14 protein-coding genes are annotated in these 16,602 nt (G+C 58.8%); 13 read left to right on the plus strand and 1 reads right to left on the minus strand.

Annotation, left to right across the window (positions count from 1 at the left end; genetic code table 11):
- Positions 1-4: 4 nt before the first annotated feature.
- From MPQ_RS04850 to eutC, 13 genes are all read left to right on the plus strand, one after another.
- Positions 5-919 (plus strand): ABC transporter ATP-binding protein, encoded by a 915-nt coding sequence (locus tag MPQ_RS04850; RefSeq protein WP_013441777.1) that lies wholly within the window; start codon positions 5-7, stop codon positions 917-919.
- Positions 920-923: 4 nt separating this feature from the next.
- Entirely contained in the window at positions 924-1,694 is a 771-nt protein-coding gene (locus MPQ_RS04855; RefSeq protein ID WP_013441778.1) for a creatininase family protein, read from the plus strand.
- A gap of 63 nt (positions 1,695-1,757) precedes the next feature.
- Positions 1,758-3,122 carry a type III glutamate--ammonia ligase gene (gene glnT, locus MPQ_RS04860; RefSeq protein ID WP_041362601.1) on the plus strand — a complete coding sequence of 455 codons (1,365 nt, stop codon included), beginning with the start codon at positions 1,758-1,760 and terminating at the stop codon, positions 3,120-3,122.
- A 96-nt stretch (positions 3,123-3,218) separates the two neighbouring features.
- Positions 3,219-3,692: a nickel-responsive transcriptional regulator NikR gene (nikR, locus tag MPQ_RS04865; RefSeq protein WP_013441780.1), complete on the plus strand. Its 474-nt coding sequence runs from the start codon at positions 3,219-3,221 to the stop codon at positions 3,690-3,692.
- Between the two features lie 26 nt (positions 3,693-3,718).
- Positions 3,719-4,447 (plus strand): urea amidolyase associated protein UAAP1, encoded by a 729-nt coding sequence (locus MPQ_RS04870; RefSeq protein WP_013441781.1) that lies wholly within the window; start codon positions 3,719-3,721, stop codon positions 4,445-4,447.
- Entirely contained in the window at positions 4,444-5,106 is a 663-nt protein-coding gene (locus MPQ_RS04875) for an urea amidolyase associated protein UAAP2 (protein WP_013441782.1), read from the plus strand. Before MPQ_RS04870 ends, MPQ_RS04875 begins: the two co-directional genes overlap by 4 nt.
- Before the next feature lie 142 nt (positions 5,107-5,248).
- A complete protein-coding gene (gene uca, locus MPQ_RS04880) occupies positions 5,249-8,875 on the plus strand; it encodes an urea carboxylase (protein WP_013441783.1) in 3,627 nt (1,208 codons plus the stop codon).
- 3 nt (positions 8,876-8,878) lie between these two features.
- Positions 8,879-10,267, plus strand: a complete 1,389-nt coding sequence (gene atzF / locus MPQ_RS04885) for an allophanate hydrolase (RefSeq protein WP_013441784.1) — start codon at positions 8,879-8,881, stop codon at positions 10,265-10,267.
- Positions 10,264-10,671: a hypothetical protein gene (locus MPQ_RS14055; protein ID WP_013441785.1), complete on the plus strand. Its 408-nt coding sequence runs from the start codon at positions 10,264-10,266 to the stop codon at positions 10,669-10,671. The genes atzF and MPQ_RS14055 overlap by 4 nt, the downstream gene beginning before the upstream one ends.
- A 128-nt stretch (positions 10,672-10,799) precedes the next feature.
- Positions 10,800-11,705 (plus strand): TorF family putative porin, encoded by a 906-nt coding sequence (locus MPQ_RS04895; protein ID WP_013441786.1) that lies wholly within the window; start codon positions 10,800-10,802, stop codon positions 11,703-11,705.
- Positions 11,706-11,775: 70 nt separating this feature from the next.
- A complete protein-coding gene (eat, locus tag MPQ_RS04900; protein WP_013441787.1) occupies positions 11,776-13,146 on the plus strand; it encodes an ethanolamine permease in 1,371 nt (456 codons plus the stop codon).
- 134 nt (positions 13,147-13,280) lie between these two features.
- Entirely contained in the window at positions 13,281-14,678 is a 1,398-nt protein-coding gene (locus MPQ_RS04905) for an ethanolamine ammonia-lyase subunit EutB (protein ID WP_013441788.1), read from the plus strand.
- 6 nt (positions 14,679-14,684) lie between these two features.
- Positions 14,685-15,500: an ethanolamine ammonia-lyase subunit EutC gene (eutC, locus tag MPQ_RS04910; RefSeq protein WP_013441789.1), complete on the plus strand. Its 816-nt coding sequence runs from the start codon at positions 14,685-14,687 to the stop codon at positions 15,498-15,500.
- Here eutC and MPQ_RS04915 read toward each other — a convergent pair whose 3' ends face one another.
- A complete protein-coding gene (locus tag MPQ_RS04915; protein ID WP_013441790.1) occupies positions 15,501-16,421 on the minus strand; it encodes a J domain-containing protein in 921 nt (306 codons plus the stop codon).
- Positions 16,422-16,602 lie beyond the last annotated feature (181 nt).

The raw sequence follows: 16,602 nt of genomic DNA on the forward strand, positions 1-16,602 counted from the left end.
CGTCATGCAAGCAAATACAGATCAAATCAGTTACCTGACCCAGTCCGAAGCCGTCAAGGCGCGCTTCGACAAGCTGAAACAGCGCGAAGTGATCCTGGAAGTGAAAAACCTCACCAAGGTCTATCGCGGTGCCAAGGGCGAAACCACGGCGCTGAAGGATGTCAGCTTCAAGACGCACCGCCGTGAGTTTGTCTGCGTCATCGGGCCCTCCGGTTGTGGCAAGTCCACGCTGATCCGCACGCTGGCCGGCCTGGAAAGCTACACCAGCGGCGAAGTGCTGCTGGATGGCAAGCCCGTCACCGGCCCCGGCCGCGATCGCGGCATGGTGTTTCAGGGCTACACCCTGTTCCCATGGCTCAGCGTAAAAAAGAACGTGATGTTCGGCCTGGAAATGAATGGCATGCCCTCTGAAGAAGCCTCGCGAGAAGTCGCGCTGTGGCTGGAGCTGGTGGGCCTGGAGAAATTTGCCAATGCCTATCCGCATGAGCTTTCCGGCGGCATGAAGCAACGCGTGGCGATTGCCCGTGCCCTGGTCAACCAGCCGCGCATTCTGCTGATGGATGAACCGTTTGGCGCGCTGGATGCGCAGACCCGCTGCAAGATGCAAACGCACCTGCTGGAGATCTGGCGCAACATCGACATCACCATCCTGTTCATCACGCACGATCTGGATGAAGCCATCCTGCTGGCAGACCGCATTCTGGTGCTGAAAGCGCATCCGGGTGAAGTGCAGGAGCTGATTGAGGTATCGGTGCCACGTCCGCGCAGCCCTGATCAATTGTTCACCCCCGAATTCATTGCCACCAAGGCGCGGCTGGAAGAGCTGATCCATCCACCCACTGAGCCCGTGGATGAAGACGCCGTCTCCGTGCCCAGTCGCATGATTCGCTTCGTCAATGTTGCCGATAACGTGGAGTAAAGAAATGACGATGCAATGGTCTGAAACAACCTGGGATGAACTCCCTGCCAAGCTGGCTGCGGCCAGCGGCACCGCCATGCTGCCGATAGGCGCAACCGAACAGCACGGCCCGCACATGGGCTGTGGCATGGATTACATCCTGGCCGATATTCTTTGCCGCGAAGTGGCGGAAACCACGGGCGTGCCCATGCTGCCGACCATGCCATACGGCTGCTCGGTAGGGCATAGCCGCCGCTGGCCAGGCACCATCGCGCTCACCCCCATCACCCTGATCAATCTGGTGAAGGAGATTGGCGACTGGGCCTACCACAGCGGTGTGCGTCGCCTCTTTATCATCAACAGCCATGTCACCAACGCCGCGCCCTTGCGCTGCGCGCTGGAAATGCTGCGCAGCGAGCACGACGACATGATGGTGGCCGTGATCAATACCGCCACCATGAGTCCGCGCGTCAAGCAGTTCCACCATGCTGATGGCGATGACTGGCATGCCAACGATGCCGAAACCTCGCTCATGCTGGAAAAAGCCCCGCACATCGTGCGCACCGACAAGCTCACGCTGGCCGATGACCCGGACCGCACCGATGACCTGGTGTTTGCCCACCCGGTGAATCGCACCAGCCTGAATGGCGTGACCGGCCAACCCAGCATTTCCAGTGCCGAAAAAGGCGCGGAATGGTTTGCCTGGATGGTCGAGGATTTATCCGAATTGATACGCCGCGGTCAGGCCGAACAGCCACCGCTCCCCCATTCCTATTTCAGCCATGCCGCTGCCTGAGACGTCAGGCCCGGCACAGCAAAACCGCAGCACCCTAATCCGATTTAATTGAAAGGTATGTATATGTCGAAGTCGACTGCAGAAATTGCCACGATCCAGAACGAGCTCAAAGCCAAGGGCGTAAAGTATTGCATAGGCGCTTACGTGGATATCCACGGCGTGCCCAAGGCCAAGGTGGTGCCGATTGATCACCTGCCGCAAATGGCTGCTGGCTCCGAGCGCTACACCGGCTACGCGCTGGATGGCCTGGGCCAGGCACCAAGCGATGATGAACTGACCTCGGTTCCTGATCTGGACCATATCATTCCCTTGCCATGGGAACCAAAAGTGGCCTGGATGCCCGCAGACAATGGCTTTCAGGGCGAGCCCTATGCGCTGAACACCCGCGTCGCACTGAAAAACGTGCTGGCACAGGCCGCTGAAATGGGCTTTGGCATGAACCTCGGCATTGAGTGCGAGATTTACCTGCTGAAGCAGGAAGCCGATGGCAATCTGTCTATCCCTAACCCCGATGACAAGCTGGTGAAGCCTTGCTACGACGTGCGTGGCTTTATGGATAACTTCGGCTGGCTGGACAAGATGGCGACCGCCATCAACGACCTGGGCTGGGATCTGTATTCGTTTGACCACGAGGACGGCAACAGCCAGTTCGAGTTTGACTTCAACTACAGCGATGCGCTGACCATGTGCGACCGCTTCACCTTCTTCCGTTACATGGCCAAGCACTACGCCAAGGAAGAGGGCCTGCTGGCAACCATGATGCCCAAGCCGTTTGCCGACAAGACCGGCACCGGCGCGCACTTCAACATGTCGCTGTACGACCTCAAGACTGGCAAGAACCTGTTTGCCTGCGACCCCAAGGATGATCCACGCGGCCTGGGCCTGACCACATTGGGCTACCAGTTCATCGCCGGTATCCTCAAGCACGGCCCGGCCCTGTGCGCGGCCTTTGCGCCTACGGTCAACAGCTACAAGCGCCTGGTGCGCCGCGGTGCCATGAGCTACTTCAGCTGGGCGCCGGTATTCAACTCCTACGGCTCCAACAACCGTACCAACTCGGTACGCGTGCCCATGGGCGGTGGCCGTTGTGAATCCCGGAATGCGGATGGCGCCGTGAACCCTTATCTGGCTGCCACGCTGGCATTGGCCGCCGGTCTGGAAGGCATACGCGAGCAGCTGGACCCAGGTGCACCGAACGAAGACAACCTCTACGCCATCAGCGAAGAAGAGCGCATGGGCCGTGGCATTCAATTCCTGCCGCAAACCCTGCAGGAAGCGGTTGAGGCATTCGCTGCCGATCCGCTGGTGGAAAAAACCCTGGGCAAGGAGTTGCGTGACGAGTTTGTCACCTACAAGAGCCAGGAATGGGAAACCTACCACCTGACCGTGAGCCAGTGGGAAATTGATCGTTACAGCTACATGTTCTAAGCCGAGGTGTTGACGGGGCAGGCTGCAAGGCCTGCTTCGGTCTGCCATGATGGCGCCTTTGGTCGCGCCAAACCGGCAAGTCACACAGGAGGAAACATGAACGAGAAAAACAAAAAGGCACCGGTAAATCGCATCAGTATCTCCTTGCCGGATGAACTGCATGCCGAGCTCGATTCCATGGTGATTGAGCGGGGATTCGAAAGCCGCTCGCAAGCCATCAACGACATGCTGCGCCAGCATCTGGCCGAGCATAAGCGTGAAAAAGGCAATGAGGTCATGGTGGGTACCATCACCATTCTTTACAACAATGGCACGCGCGGCCTGCAAAAAACCATTGCAGATTTGCAGTACCAGCATCTGGATGAAGTGATCAGCTCGCTGCACGTGCATCTGGCCGATAACCAGACCATGGAAGTGATACTGGTCCAAGGCCCGGCACTCACCGTGCAGGCCGTGGCGAATGAGATCATCGCGTTGCGTGGTGTGATTACCGGCAAGTTGCAACTGATGGGGGCGGTTATCCCGCCGTTACACCCGATGACGCCCAAGGCCCGCAAGGCGGGGCAATAACGGGAAAAAGAGACAAGGACAAAAGCATGAGTGCTGTATTTGAACCTGCTGCCGTGCTGTGGGAAGAAACCATCCCCGGCGGCAATCACTGGTCAGGCCTGATACGCCGAGGCACTGCGCTGCGTATCACCGACCTGGAGGGCGGGGCCAACCTGGCCGCGCTGTTTTACAACCCGGAAGACAAGCTGGAACGCTACAACATGCCGGATTCGCTGAAGGCGCAGCATACGGCGTACCTCACCACCGGCAATGTCTGCTATTCCGACATGGGCCGCGTCATGTGTTCCATCATTGGCGATAGCGTGGGCTGGCACGATACCTTCTGCGGCGTGACCGATGCCGCCATGATCGAAGCCCAGTATGGCAAGGCCACGTTTCAGACCCACCGCAATGCCATGCACCGCAGCGGCAAGGATGGCCTGCTGGTGGAACTGGCGAAATACGGTCTGGGCAAGCGCGATCTGGTTGCCAACGTCAATTTTTTCAGCAAGGCGGTGCCGGATGACAACGGTGCGCTGAGCTTTGTCACCGGCCATAGCAAGGCGGGCGATTATGTGGATGTGCGCTTCGACATGAACGTGTTGCTGGTGTTATCTGCCGCGCCGCATCCGCTAGATCCTGCCACCGAATACAAACCGGCTGCAGTAAAACTCACGGCCTGGTATGCCGGGGCCGCCGCGCCCGATGATGTATGCCGCACGCAGTGTGAGCAAAACGCCCGCGGCTTTATCAACACGGAAAGGTATTACCTATGAGCCAGATGCTGACCGAAAGCCCATTGGATCCGCGCAACGCCGTGCTGGACCAGGTATGCGATGCCGGCGACCCCTGGATGGCCGAAGTGAAGAAAGGCCAGATATTCCGCATTCTGGACCTGGAAGGCAATCAGGCGGTGGATACGCTTTTTTACAGCGCCGCTGATCCGGAAGAGCGCTACAGCGCGGTGGATACCATTGCCCGCCAGCGGCAGCTTTACCTGACTACCGGCTCGGTGCTGTATTCGAGCGAAGGCCGGCCCATGTTGACCATCACCGCGGATACCTGTGGCCGCCACGATACCCTGGGCGGGGCCTGTGCCGCTGAGAGCAACACCGTGCGCTATGCCCTGGAAAAGCGCCCCATGCACAGCTGCCGCGACAGTTTCATGCATGCGCTCAACCATTGCGGCTGTGCCACGCACCGGCACATGAGCAAGCGCGACATTACCGCCAACATCAATTTCTTCATGAATGTGCCGGTCACCGCCGATGGCCATCTCAAGTTTGATGATGGCATCTCCGGTGCGGGCAAATACGTGGAAATGCGCGCCGAAATGGATGTGGTGGTGCTGATCTCCAACTGCCCGCAACTGAATAACCCCTGCAATGCCTATAACCCGACGCCAGTTCGCCTGCTGGTATGGGATGCCGTCTAGGCCACCACGCAGAAGCTGGCATGCAACCTGCTAGAGAATGACGGATACAACGGTCAGTTAGTGTCAGCCAACTGAATCAACCGCTCACCGGGACGGCCCGGTGAGATCTATACCCAGCGGGACGGCCCGCACAAGGTTAGTCATGTTTCATAAAGTGCTTATTGCGAACCGCGGCGAGATCGCTTGCCGCATCATTCGTACCCTCAAGCAGCTTGGTGTCCGCTCAGTAGCCGTCTATTCCGAAGCCGATGCCGGTGCACGGCATGTGCTGGAGGCGGATGAGGCTGTCTGCGTCGGTCCGGCGCCCGCCGCCGAGAGTTACCTGAATATTCCCGCCATTCTGCAAGCGGCGCACCAGACTGGTGCGCAAGCCATCCATCCGGGCTATGGCTTTCTGTCTGAAAACCCCGGCTTTGCCGAAGCCTGCGAAGCCGCAGGCATTGCCTTTATCGGCCCCACTCCCCAACAGATGCGTGACTTTGGTCTCAAGCACACCGCCCGCGCGCTGGCCGAGGCCAATGGCGTGCCACTGCTGCCGGGCACCGGCCTGCTGGCAGATGTCGCCGAAGCCCGCACGCATGCCGCACGCATCGGCTACCCGGTGATGCTGAAGAGCACGGCGGGTGGTGGCGGCATCGGCATGCGCCTGATCTGGGGCGAAGAGGAACTGGCCGAAGCCTTTGCCTCGGTGCAGCGCCTGTCACGCGCCAATTTCAAGGAATCCGGCCTTTATCTGGAAAAATACGTGGAAGCCGCGCGCCACATTGAAGTGCAGATTTTTGGCGATGGCGCAGGTCATGTGGTGGCGCTGGGCGAGCGCGATTGCTCGGTGCAGCGCCGCAACCAGAAGGTGATAGAAGAAACCCCGGCGCCCAATATCAGCGAGGCGATACGCCAGCAGCTGGCCGAGACAGCGGTGCGTCTGGCCAGTGCCATCGGCTATCGCTCGGCGGGCACGGTGGAATTTGTTTACGACAATGCCAGCGGCGACTTTTACTTTCTGGAGGTCAACACCCGGCTGCAAGTGGAGCACGGCGTGACCGAGCTGGTAAGCGGCGTGGACCTGGTGGGCTGGATGATCCGTCTCGCCGCAGGCGAGCACGACTTTATTGCGGCCTATCAGCATCAGCCTAAGGGCCATGCCATTCAGGTGCGTGTGTATGCCGAAGATGCCAACAAGCAGTTTCAGCCCAGCTCGGGCGTGCTGACCGAAGTGGTGTTCCCCTCCGATGTGCGGGTGGATGCCTGGGTAGAGCAGGGCAGCGAGGTTTCGCCGTATTACGACCCCTTGCTGGCCAAGGTGCTGGTGCATGCCAGTGACCGCGCTGCTGCGGTGCAATCCATGCAAACCGCGCTAGACCAGACCCGCCTCGCCGGCATTGAAACCAACTTGGAGTACCTGCGCCAGGTGCTGGCCGACAGCATATTCCCGGCCGGGCAGCAGACCACGCGTTACCTCAACAGCTTTGTTTACCGCCCACACACGCTGGATGTGCTGGATGGCGGCGTCATGAGCACCATACAGGATTACCCCGGCCGCACCGGCTACTGGAACATTGGCGTGCCGCCTTCCGGCCCCATGGACCATCTGGCGTTTCGCTTTGCCAATCGCCTGGTGGGCAACGCCGAAGGCATGGCGGGGCTGGAAGTCACCCTGATCGGCCCCACGCTGAAATTCAATACCGATACCGTGATTGCCGTGACCGGCCCTGAGCTGGCATTAACGCTGGATGGCCAGCCGCTTGCCATGTGGCAGGCGCATGCCGTCAAGGCGGGCAGCACCCTCGCCATCGGCAAGCTGGGCGACCTGGGCTGCCGCGCGTATCTGGCAGTGCAGGGCGGCTTTGATGTGCCGGATTACCTGGGCAGCAAATCCACCTTTACTCTGGGCCAGTTTGGCGGCCATGGCGGCCGCGCCCTGCGCGTGGGCGATGTGCTGCATCTGGGCAAGCTGGCTGCGGCGCAAACCGCGGTGTCGGTGATTCCGCCAGCCCTGCGTCCGCAATACACGCACGAATGGCAGATTGGTGTGCTGTATGGCCCGCATGGCGCGCCGGATTTCTTTACCGATGACGATATTGCGATGTTCTTCTCCACCGACTGGGAAGTGCATTATAACTCCAACACCACCGGCATCCGCCTGATTGGCCCCAAGCCGCAGTGGGCGCGGCAGGATGGCGGTGAGGCGGGCTTGCATCCCTCCAATATCCACGACAATGCCTATGCGATTGGCAGTGTGGACTTTACCGGTGACATGCCGGTGATTCTGGGGCCGGATGGCCCGAGCCTGGGCGGCTTTGTCTGCCCGGCTACCATTGTGCAGGCCGAGCTATGGAAAATGGGCCAATTGAAAGCGGGCGACAAGGTGCGCTTTGTGCGCCTCTCCCAGGCCCAGGCACGTGCGCTGGAAATCGCGCAAAACGCCATGCTGGCGGATCTGGCGACCGCCACTGCGCCACTGGCCTTACCCGCCTCCGATATTGCCCAAACCCAAACCCCCATTCTGGCCACCTTGCCTGAGACGGCAGAGCGCGTGGCCGTGGTGTATCGCCAGGCCGGTGACAAATACCTGCTGGTGGAATATGGCCCGCTGGTGCTGGACCTCAACCTGCGCTTCCGCGTGCATGCCCTCATGCAGGCGCTGGAGCAGGCCAAGGTGCCCGGCATCATTGATCTCACGCCCGGCATACGTTCGTTGCAGGTGCATTACGATAGCCTGCGCCTGCCGGTGGAGCAGTTGCTGACTACCTTGCAAACCCTGGAATCGCAATTGCCCGCCATCGATGAAATGGAAGTGCCGACCCGCATCGTGCACCTGCCGTTGTCCTGGGACGATGCGGCCACCCAGCTCGCCGTGGAAAAGTACATGCAATCGGTGCGCAAGGATGCGCCGTGGTGCGATGTGGAGTCCGGCCATGGCAGCAATATCGAGTTCATCCGTCGCATCAACGGCCTCGATAGCATTGAGGACGTCAAGCGCATCGTGTTCGAGGCGAGCTACCTCACCCTGGGCCTGGGCGATGTGTATCTGGGCGCACCCGTCGCCACGCCGGTAGACCCGCGCCACCGTCTGGTAACCACCAAATACAACCCGGCCCGCACCTGGACGCCGGAGAACGCCGTGGGCATTGGCGGCGCCTATATGTGCGTGTATGGCATGGAAGGCCCCGGCGGTTACCAGTTTGTCGGCCGCACCTTGCAGATGTGGAACCGCTGGCGTGCCACGGCCGACTTCCCGCAGGGCAAGCCCTGGCTGCTGCGCTTTTTTGACCAGATCCGCTTTTACCCGGTCAGCGCGGAAGAGTTGCTGCAAATCCGCGAGGATTTCCCACGTGGCAAATTCAAGCTCAAGGTGGAAGAGCAGGTATTCCGCCTCAAGGATTACAACGCGCTGATCGCCGCTGAAGCCGCCACCATGATCGCGTTCAAGGAGCGCCAGCAAGCCGCATTTGATGCCGAGCGCGAGCGCTGGATTGCCAACGGCCAGGCCAATTACAGCAATGATGAGTCGGCAGCGAGCACGGTGGCGGAAGACGCGCTGCCCGATGACTGCCGTGCCGTGGCCGCCCATGTAGCCGGCAATCTGTGGCAAGTGGCAGTGAATGTGGGCGATACGGTCGCCGCGGGCGATACGCTGGTGATTATTGAATCCATGAAAATGGAAATCGCCGTGGTCGCCCCGGCAGCCGGGACCATCAGCCATGTGTTGTGCCAGCCGGGCAAGCCCGTCAGTGCCGGCCAGACCCTCATTGCCATTGCAACGGAATAAATCATGACCACACTCGATCTGCAAATCACCAGCCTGCGCGAGCAATACCGCACAGGCAGCCTCACTCCCTCGCAACTGGTACGGCAGCTGGATGCCGCTATGGGTACGGAAGACCCGCACCGTATCTGGATTCATCGCCTGCCACTGGCGCAACTGTTGTCTTACGCCGAGGCGCTGGAAGGGCGCGACCCTGCCAGCCTGCCGCTGTATGGCCTTCCGTTTGCCATCAAGGACAATATTGATCTCGCGGGCGTGCCTACTACCGCCGCCTGCCCGGAATATGCCTACACCCCTGCGCAGCACGCCACCGTGGTGCAGCGGCTGATCGATGCCGGGGCCATTCCCTTGGGTAAAACCAATCTTGACCAGTTTGCCACTGGCCTGGTGGGCGTACGCTCGCCGTATGGCGCCTGCCATAACAGCATAGACCCGGATTATATTTCCGGTGGCTCAAGCTCTGGTTCGGCCGTTTCGGTGGCGTTGGGCCTGGCAAGTTTCAGCCTGGGTACGGATACCGCAGGCTCAGGCCGCGTACCGGCCTCATTCAATAATCTGGTCGGGCACAAGCCCAGCTGCGGGTTGCTCAGCACCCGTGGCGTGGTGCCTGCCTGCCGCACGCTGGATTGCGTGTCCATCTTTGCGCTGACGGCACAGGATGCCGCTACCGTGCTGGAGGTCGCCCAGGGCTTTGATGAGGAAGACCCGTATTCGCGTGAGGCGCTCACGGCAGGCAAGCCCTTGCCCGAGCATGGTTTCCGCTTTGGTGTGCCACGTGCCGATCAGCTGCAGTTTTTTGGCAATGCGGAAACGCCCGCCTTGTTTGATGCTGCCGTTGCCAAACTGGTGGCGCTGGGCGGGGTGGCGGTGGAGATTGATTTCACCGTGTTTTTGCAAGCGGCCCGCTTGCTCTACGAAGGGCCATGGGTGGCCGAGCGCTACGCAGCTATCCGTGAATTCATCGAAGCCAAACCCGAAGCGCTGTACCCGGTCACGCACAAGATCATCAGCGGTGCGACACGCTTCAGCGCCGCCGATGCCTACAGCTTCGGCTATCAACTGAAAGCCCTGCAACGCAAGGCTACCGCGGTGTGGGATGACCTGGACATTATCGTCACCCCGACGGCGGGCACCATTTACACGATTGCCGAAGTCGAGGCCGACCCGGTGCAAACCAATTCCAATCTGGGCTATTACACCAATTTCATGAATCTGCTGGACCTGTCGGCGATTGCCGTGCCTACCGGATTCCAGGCCAACCGCCTGCCATTTGGCGTCACCCTGTGTGCCCCGGCGTTTCATGACGCTACTCTGCTGGCGCTCGCCGCCCGCATGGAAGACGCCGCGCGCACACTGGGCGCTACCTCATTTACCCGCAAGGAGATTCACGCATGAGCGATACCCCCATGATCAAAGTCGCTGTGTGCGGCGCCCACATGAGCGGCCTGCCGCTCAACCCGCAACTGATGGCGCTGGGCGGCGAATTCGTCGAGAAAACCCGTACCTCGCCTTATTACAAGCTGTTCAAGCTGAATGGTTTCACGCCGGAGCGGCCTGGGCTATTGCGGGTGACCGAGGGCGGTTCGGCGATTGCCCTGGAAGTCTGGCAACTGCCGCTCACCAATTACGGCGCCTTTGTCGCCAGTGTGCCTGCGCCCCTGGGCTTCGGCACGCTGGTGCTGGAAGACGGCTCGCAGGTGCAGGGCTTTTTGTGTGAAGCCTATGCCACCGAAAACGCCGTGGACATCTCGGCATGCGGTGGCTGGCGTGCCTGGTTGTGCAAAAAAGAGACAGTCTGAGACTGGTGTGGCTATTTTGCCAAAATGGGATAGTGCGATGTTTTTCAAAGGAGGATTATCAAACCCAACACGCGATTGTGACGTTTGTTTTTTTTATCTCTATTCATTCATTAAATAAGGGGATTGTGATGTTGAATACACCTGTAAAGAGTCTTGTTGCCCTGATGTTTGCTGCAGGCTTTGCTTCACCAGTTTTTGCTGCTGACGAAGCTGCTGCTCCTGCAGCGGAGTCGGACTGGACCTTTCCAAGCAGCATCGGCTTTGTCAGTGATTACATCTTCCGTGGCCAGTCCCAGACCTGGGGCAAGCCAGCGGCTCAACTGAGCGTTGAAGCAGACCACAAGTCCGGTTTTTATGCGGGTTTCTTTGCTTCCAATGTATCTGACAAGTGGTTGCCAGGCGCCAACCTGGAAACTGACCTGTACGCAGGTTTCCGTAACACCATTCCAAGCACAGCCGTGGGCTACGATGTGGGCGCGATTTACTACATCTACCCAGGTGCAGACTGGGAAGACTCTGCTTTCAACCCACCTACCGTCAATCCATCGACTGGCGTTCCATATCCAGCAGGTACCACCAAGGCTAATCGCCTGAATACACTGGAAATCTACGGCTCTCTGACTTATCAGTGGCTGACATTCAAGACTGGTATCACCGCCACTGAATACTGGGGCTGGAATACCAATAACTCGCCAACCGGTGGTGGTTTTGCGGGTGATCTGAGCGCTGGTGTGACTGGTAGCACCAAGGGTTCGTATTTCTACGAGCTGGATGCTGCCTATGAAGTGGTGCCAACCTGGAACCTGACAGGTCAAGTCGGTCATCAAGTGATCAACAACTCGACCGGTCTGGATATCACCTACTACAAGGCAGGTGTTACCAAAGTGTTTGACAAGGGCTGGTCTGTCGGTGCCTTCTACTCCGGTACCAATGAACCTGATGCCTACAAGGACTTCCTGAGTCTGGAAAACACGGTATCCAAGTCGGATATCGCCAAAGACAAGTTCTTCGTTTCGATCTCCAGAGCATTCTAATGCTGGTCAATACGGCGGCTGAGGCCGCCGTATTGGTTTCTCACGTCCACTTTCGATACGGAGTTCTGTCATGAGCACCTCTTTAAAATCCTCTTTGAACGGCTGGCACCTGTGGGGCCTGGCTGTGGGCCTGGTGATTTCAGGTGAATATTTCGGCTGGAGCTACGGCTGGGCGCAAGCCGGTACGCTGGGCTTTCTGGTCACCGCGATCCTCATCGCGATCATGTATACCACTTTCATTTTCAGCTTTACCGAGCTGACAACTTCCATTCCGCACGCGGGTGGGCCTTTTGCCTATGCGCGGCGTGCCCTGGGTTCCAAGGCGGCCTTTATTGCCGGCTTTGCCACGCTGGTGGAGTTTGTATTTGCGCCACCGGCGATTGCCATGGCGATCGGCGCCTATCTGAATGTGCAGTTCCCGGGCGTTGATCCCAAGATCATGGCGGCCGGTGCCTATGTGATCTTTATTGGTCTCAACATCATTGGCGTGCGCATTGCCGCGACTTTTGAGCTGTTTGTGACCATTCTGGCCATTATTGAATTGCTGGTGTTCATGGGCGTGGTGTCGCCTGGCTTCTCTTTCAGCAATTTTGTGGCTAACGGCTGGTCTGGCGAGAACACCTTCAGCATGGCGGCTATCCCCGGCATTGTGGCGGCGATTCCGTTTGCGATCTGGTTCTTCCTGGCGATTGAAGGCGTTGCCATGGCGGCAGAAGAAGCCAAAGACCCGAAACGCACCATTCCCAAGGCTTACATTGCCGGTATTCTGACCCTGGTAGCGCTGGCGATAGGCGTGATGGTATTTGCCGGTGGTGCTGGTGACTGGCGTACGCTGTCCAACATCAATGATCCATTGCCACAGGCGATGAAGATGATCGTCGGTGAAAACAGCGGCTGGCTGCATATGCTGGTGTGGATTGGCCTGTTCGGCCTGGTGGCTTCGTTCCACGGCATTATCCTGGGCTACTCGCGCCAGATTTTTGCCCTGGCCCGTGCTGGCTACATGCCCAAGTATTTCGGTGAAGTGCATCCCAGGTTCAAGACCCCGCACCGTGCCATCATTGCCGGTGGTGTTGTGGGCGTGGCCGCGATTTTCAGTGATGACCTGATCCAGTTCGGCGGCATGACGCTGACGGCCAACCTGATCACCATGGCGGTGTTTGGCGCGATCGTCATGTACATCATGTCCATGATCAGCCTGTTTGCGCTGCGTAAAAAAGAGCCTAACCTGGAACGTCCGTTCACCGCGATTGCCTATCCATTATTCCCGGCAATTGCGCTGGGTCTGGCCGTCGTCAGCCTGGTGACCATGATCTACTATAACCAGCTGCTGGCGTTCATCTTTGTTGTGCTGATGGCGCTGGCCTATGTGTACTACAGTGTGACCCAGCATCACCGCGATGCTTCGTCAGACAATGTGGTAGCAGGCACTGCCGTATAGTTTCAGAGAGTTATTTGTGATCGTCATGTAACAATGGCCGCAGGAATGTCAGTGCCGGGGTCTGCCGACTCCGGCACGGCATGCAGGCAGCTTGATGCCACCTGCGGCCATCTTCAACCCAATGGATGCATGCCATGAAATACAGTCATAGCGTAGGCCAAGTCCACTATACCTTTACCGATTTGAAAGACGTGCTGGCCAAAGCAACGCCAGCCCGCTCCGGCGATTATCTGGCCGGTGTGGCCGCGGAGACCTATGCCGAGCGCATGGCCGCCCGCATGTGCCTGGCCGATATTCCCTTGCGCCAGTTCCTGCAGGAAGCGGTCGTGCCGTATGAAGAAGATGAGGTGACGCGCCTCATCATGGATACGCACGATGCCACCGCCTTTGCCGAGATCAGTCACCTCACCGTGGGTGGTTTCCGTGACTGGCTGCTGTCTGATATGGCCGATAGCGCCACGCTGAAACGTGTAGCCCCCGGCATTACCCCGGAAATGGCCGCGGCTGTCAGCAAGCTGATGCGCAATCAGGATTTGATACTGGTGGCGCGCAAATGCCATGTGACCACGGCGTTTCGCAATACCATAGGCTTGCCCGGCCGCCTGTCGGTGCGCTTGCAACCGAATCACCCCACCGACGATGCGCGTGGCATTGCCGCCTCCATGCTGGATGGCCTGCTGTATGGCTCCGGCGATGCGGTGATCGGCATCAATCCTGCGACCGATAGCATCCCGGCGCTGATGGATCTGTATTACCTGGTGGATGAAGTCATCAATCAATATGGCATTCCCACCCAATCCTGCGTGCTGACGCACGTCACCAACCAGATTCAGGTGATGGAAAAGGGCGCGCCTGTCGATCTGGTATTCCAGTCAATTGCCGGTACTGAAAAAGCCAACCAGAGTTTTGGCATCAATCTGGGCATTTTGCAGGAAGCCTACGATGCGGCACTGGCGCTCAAGCGCGGCACTGTCGGCAATAACGTCATGTATTTTGAAACCGGGCAGGGCTCGGCCTTGTCTGCCAACGCCAATTTTGGCGTGGACCAGCAAACGGTAGAGGCGCGTGCCTATGCCGTGGCACGCCGCTTCTCGCCCTTGCTCAGCAATACCGTAGTGGGCTTTATCGGCCCGGAATATCTCTATGACGGCAAGCAGATCATCCGCGCCGGGCTGGAAGATCATTTTTGCGGCAAGCTGCTGGGTCTGCCTCTGGGTTGCGATGTCTGCTACACCAACCATGCCGAGGCCGACCAGGACGACATGGATACCCTGATGACGCTGCTAGGCGCGGCGGGCATTACCTTTATCATGGGTATCCCGGGTGCGGACGACATCATGCTGAATTATCAGACTACCTCTTTCCACGATGCGCTGTACCTGCGCAAGGTGCTGGGCCTGAAGCCCGCGCCGGAATTCGAGCAGTGGCTGATGAAAATGAACATCATGGATTCGCAGGGCCTAGTGCAGCCGGTGCGCACTGGCCATCACATGTTGCAAAACATGCCCAAGAATCTGTTGAGTGCGGCGTAATCCCTCATGAACGAAAACGATCAACCTATCAAGTCAGAAGCCTTGGCCGATGACCCCTGGCAGCAGCTGAAAGGCTTTACCCGCGCGCGTATCGCCCTTGGGCGCGTCGGCAGCAGCCTGCCCACGCGTGAAGTGCTGGATTTTGGCATGTCGCATGCCATGGCGCGCGATGCCGTGCATCTGGCGCTGGATATGGATCAGCTGGCGGCAGGCATTGCCGGGCTTGGTTACGACACGGTGCAGGTGAACAGCTGCGCGCCGGATCGCGCCACCTATCTGCTGCGGCCCGACCTCGGGCGTCGCCTCAGCGAGGCCGATAGCGAAAAGCTGCTCGCCATGCGCAGCGCCAGCCCGATAGACCTGCTCATCGTGGTCGGTGACGGCTTGTCATCGCTGGCGGTGGAGCGGCATGTGCAGGGCTTGCTGGCGGAGATCAAGGCGATTTTTCCGCCAGACTGGAGTACAGGCCCGGTGGTGCTGGTGCGCCAGGCGCGGGTGGCCATTGCCGATACCATAGGTGAGCTGCTGAATGCCCGCATGGTCGCCATGCTGATCGGCGAGCGTCCGGGCCTGAGTTCACCTGACAGCCTGGGTGTTTACCTGACCTATGACCCCCGCACCGGGCGTAACGATGCAGATCGCAACTGCATTTCGAATGTGCGTCCTGAGGGGCTGATGTATGCGGCGGCGGCCCGCAAACTGCTGTGGCTGGCGCGCGAATCCATGCGGCTCAAGCTATCAGGTGTGGCGCTGAAGGATGAAAGTGATGCGGTGGAAATCGAGGTACAGGCTGCACCGCGTTTGCCGGGGGAATCTGCCTGACTAGAACTCTTCGTCGGTCAGGTTGTAGGTCTGCATATTGCCGTTTTCCACTTTGTACAGCGTCATGGTGATCTTGCTGAACTGTATGCCATCGGTGGTGCTTGATTCTTCCAGTTTGAAAGCTTCTGATCTTGCCAGGGCGCCATTGTGCAGATTGCGGTAGCGGATATCGTAATTGCCGGGGTTGACCTTGGTCAGGGTAAATTTTCCGCGGGCGGGAATGAAAAACTGCCGTACTGGAAAGGCTTGGTCATCCCCCAGGTAGACCAGTTTGACGAAGACATCGCCATCATTCTGACGATTATCCACGGTCACGGTCGATAGCCCCTTCATGCGCAACTTGGGGTAGCCATCCACATAGCCCGCGTTGTGCGGCCATGGCGCACCATTGGGCGCGAATGGTTCCCGCTTGCTGGCGGCCAGCGTGGGCTCGGGCTCCATGGGCGGATTCGCCACATATTGCTTGGGCATGGTAACCGCCGGGGCCTGCTTGTCGCTGCTGAAAGTCCAGATAAAGACGGCGCTACTAATGTAAAGCAGGCCATAGCGCAAAAGATGCTTCACGGCCCAATTCTGGCGTAGACGGCTTGCAAAAACGGTCGACGATTTTGGGGCGGGTGTTTCTGTTCGGGGCTCGGTCCGGGTGGCACGCGGCTGCTCGGGAGGCGGTGGCGGTGCCCGCCGTACTACCACTTCCTGCTCGGCAATCCAGAGGTCATGCGATTTGCGTTTTTCCTGATCAGACAACACTTCATAAGACGTGTTGATCAGCGCCATGATGCGCGAGGCCTCAGCGTTATCCGGATTGCGGTCGGGATGGTACTTCTGCGACAGGGTTCTGTAGGCCGCACGAATCACTTCGGGTGGCGCGTTGCGCGCGACCTTGAGGTTGTCGTAATGCGTATGCAGTTTCTTACGCATTGTCCCGATGTTGAGTGATGTGGCCGCTCAATGCGTGCGGCGCCGTGGTGGAGCTAATCATGGTCTATGCCGATTTATCGTTTTGAAGGCTTATTCCCAAGCCGTGTTGCATGATAATCAAAGCGTCATGCGGGTGCAATAATCCTTTATGACTAATGACTTATCATGTCCCCTCCGCTGA

This window comes from Methylovorus sp. MP688 (assembly GCF_000183115.1).
GTDB classification, from domain to species: Bacteria; Pseudomonadota; Gammaproteobacteria; order Burkholderiales; family Methylophilaceae; genus Methylovorus; species Methylovorus glucosotrophus.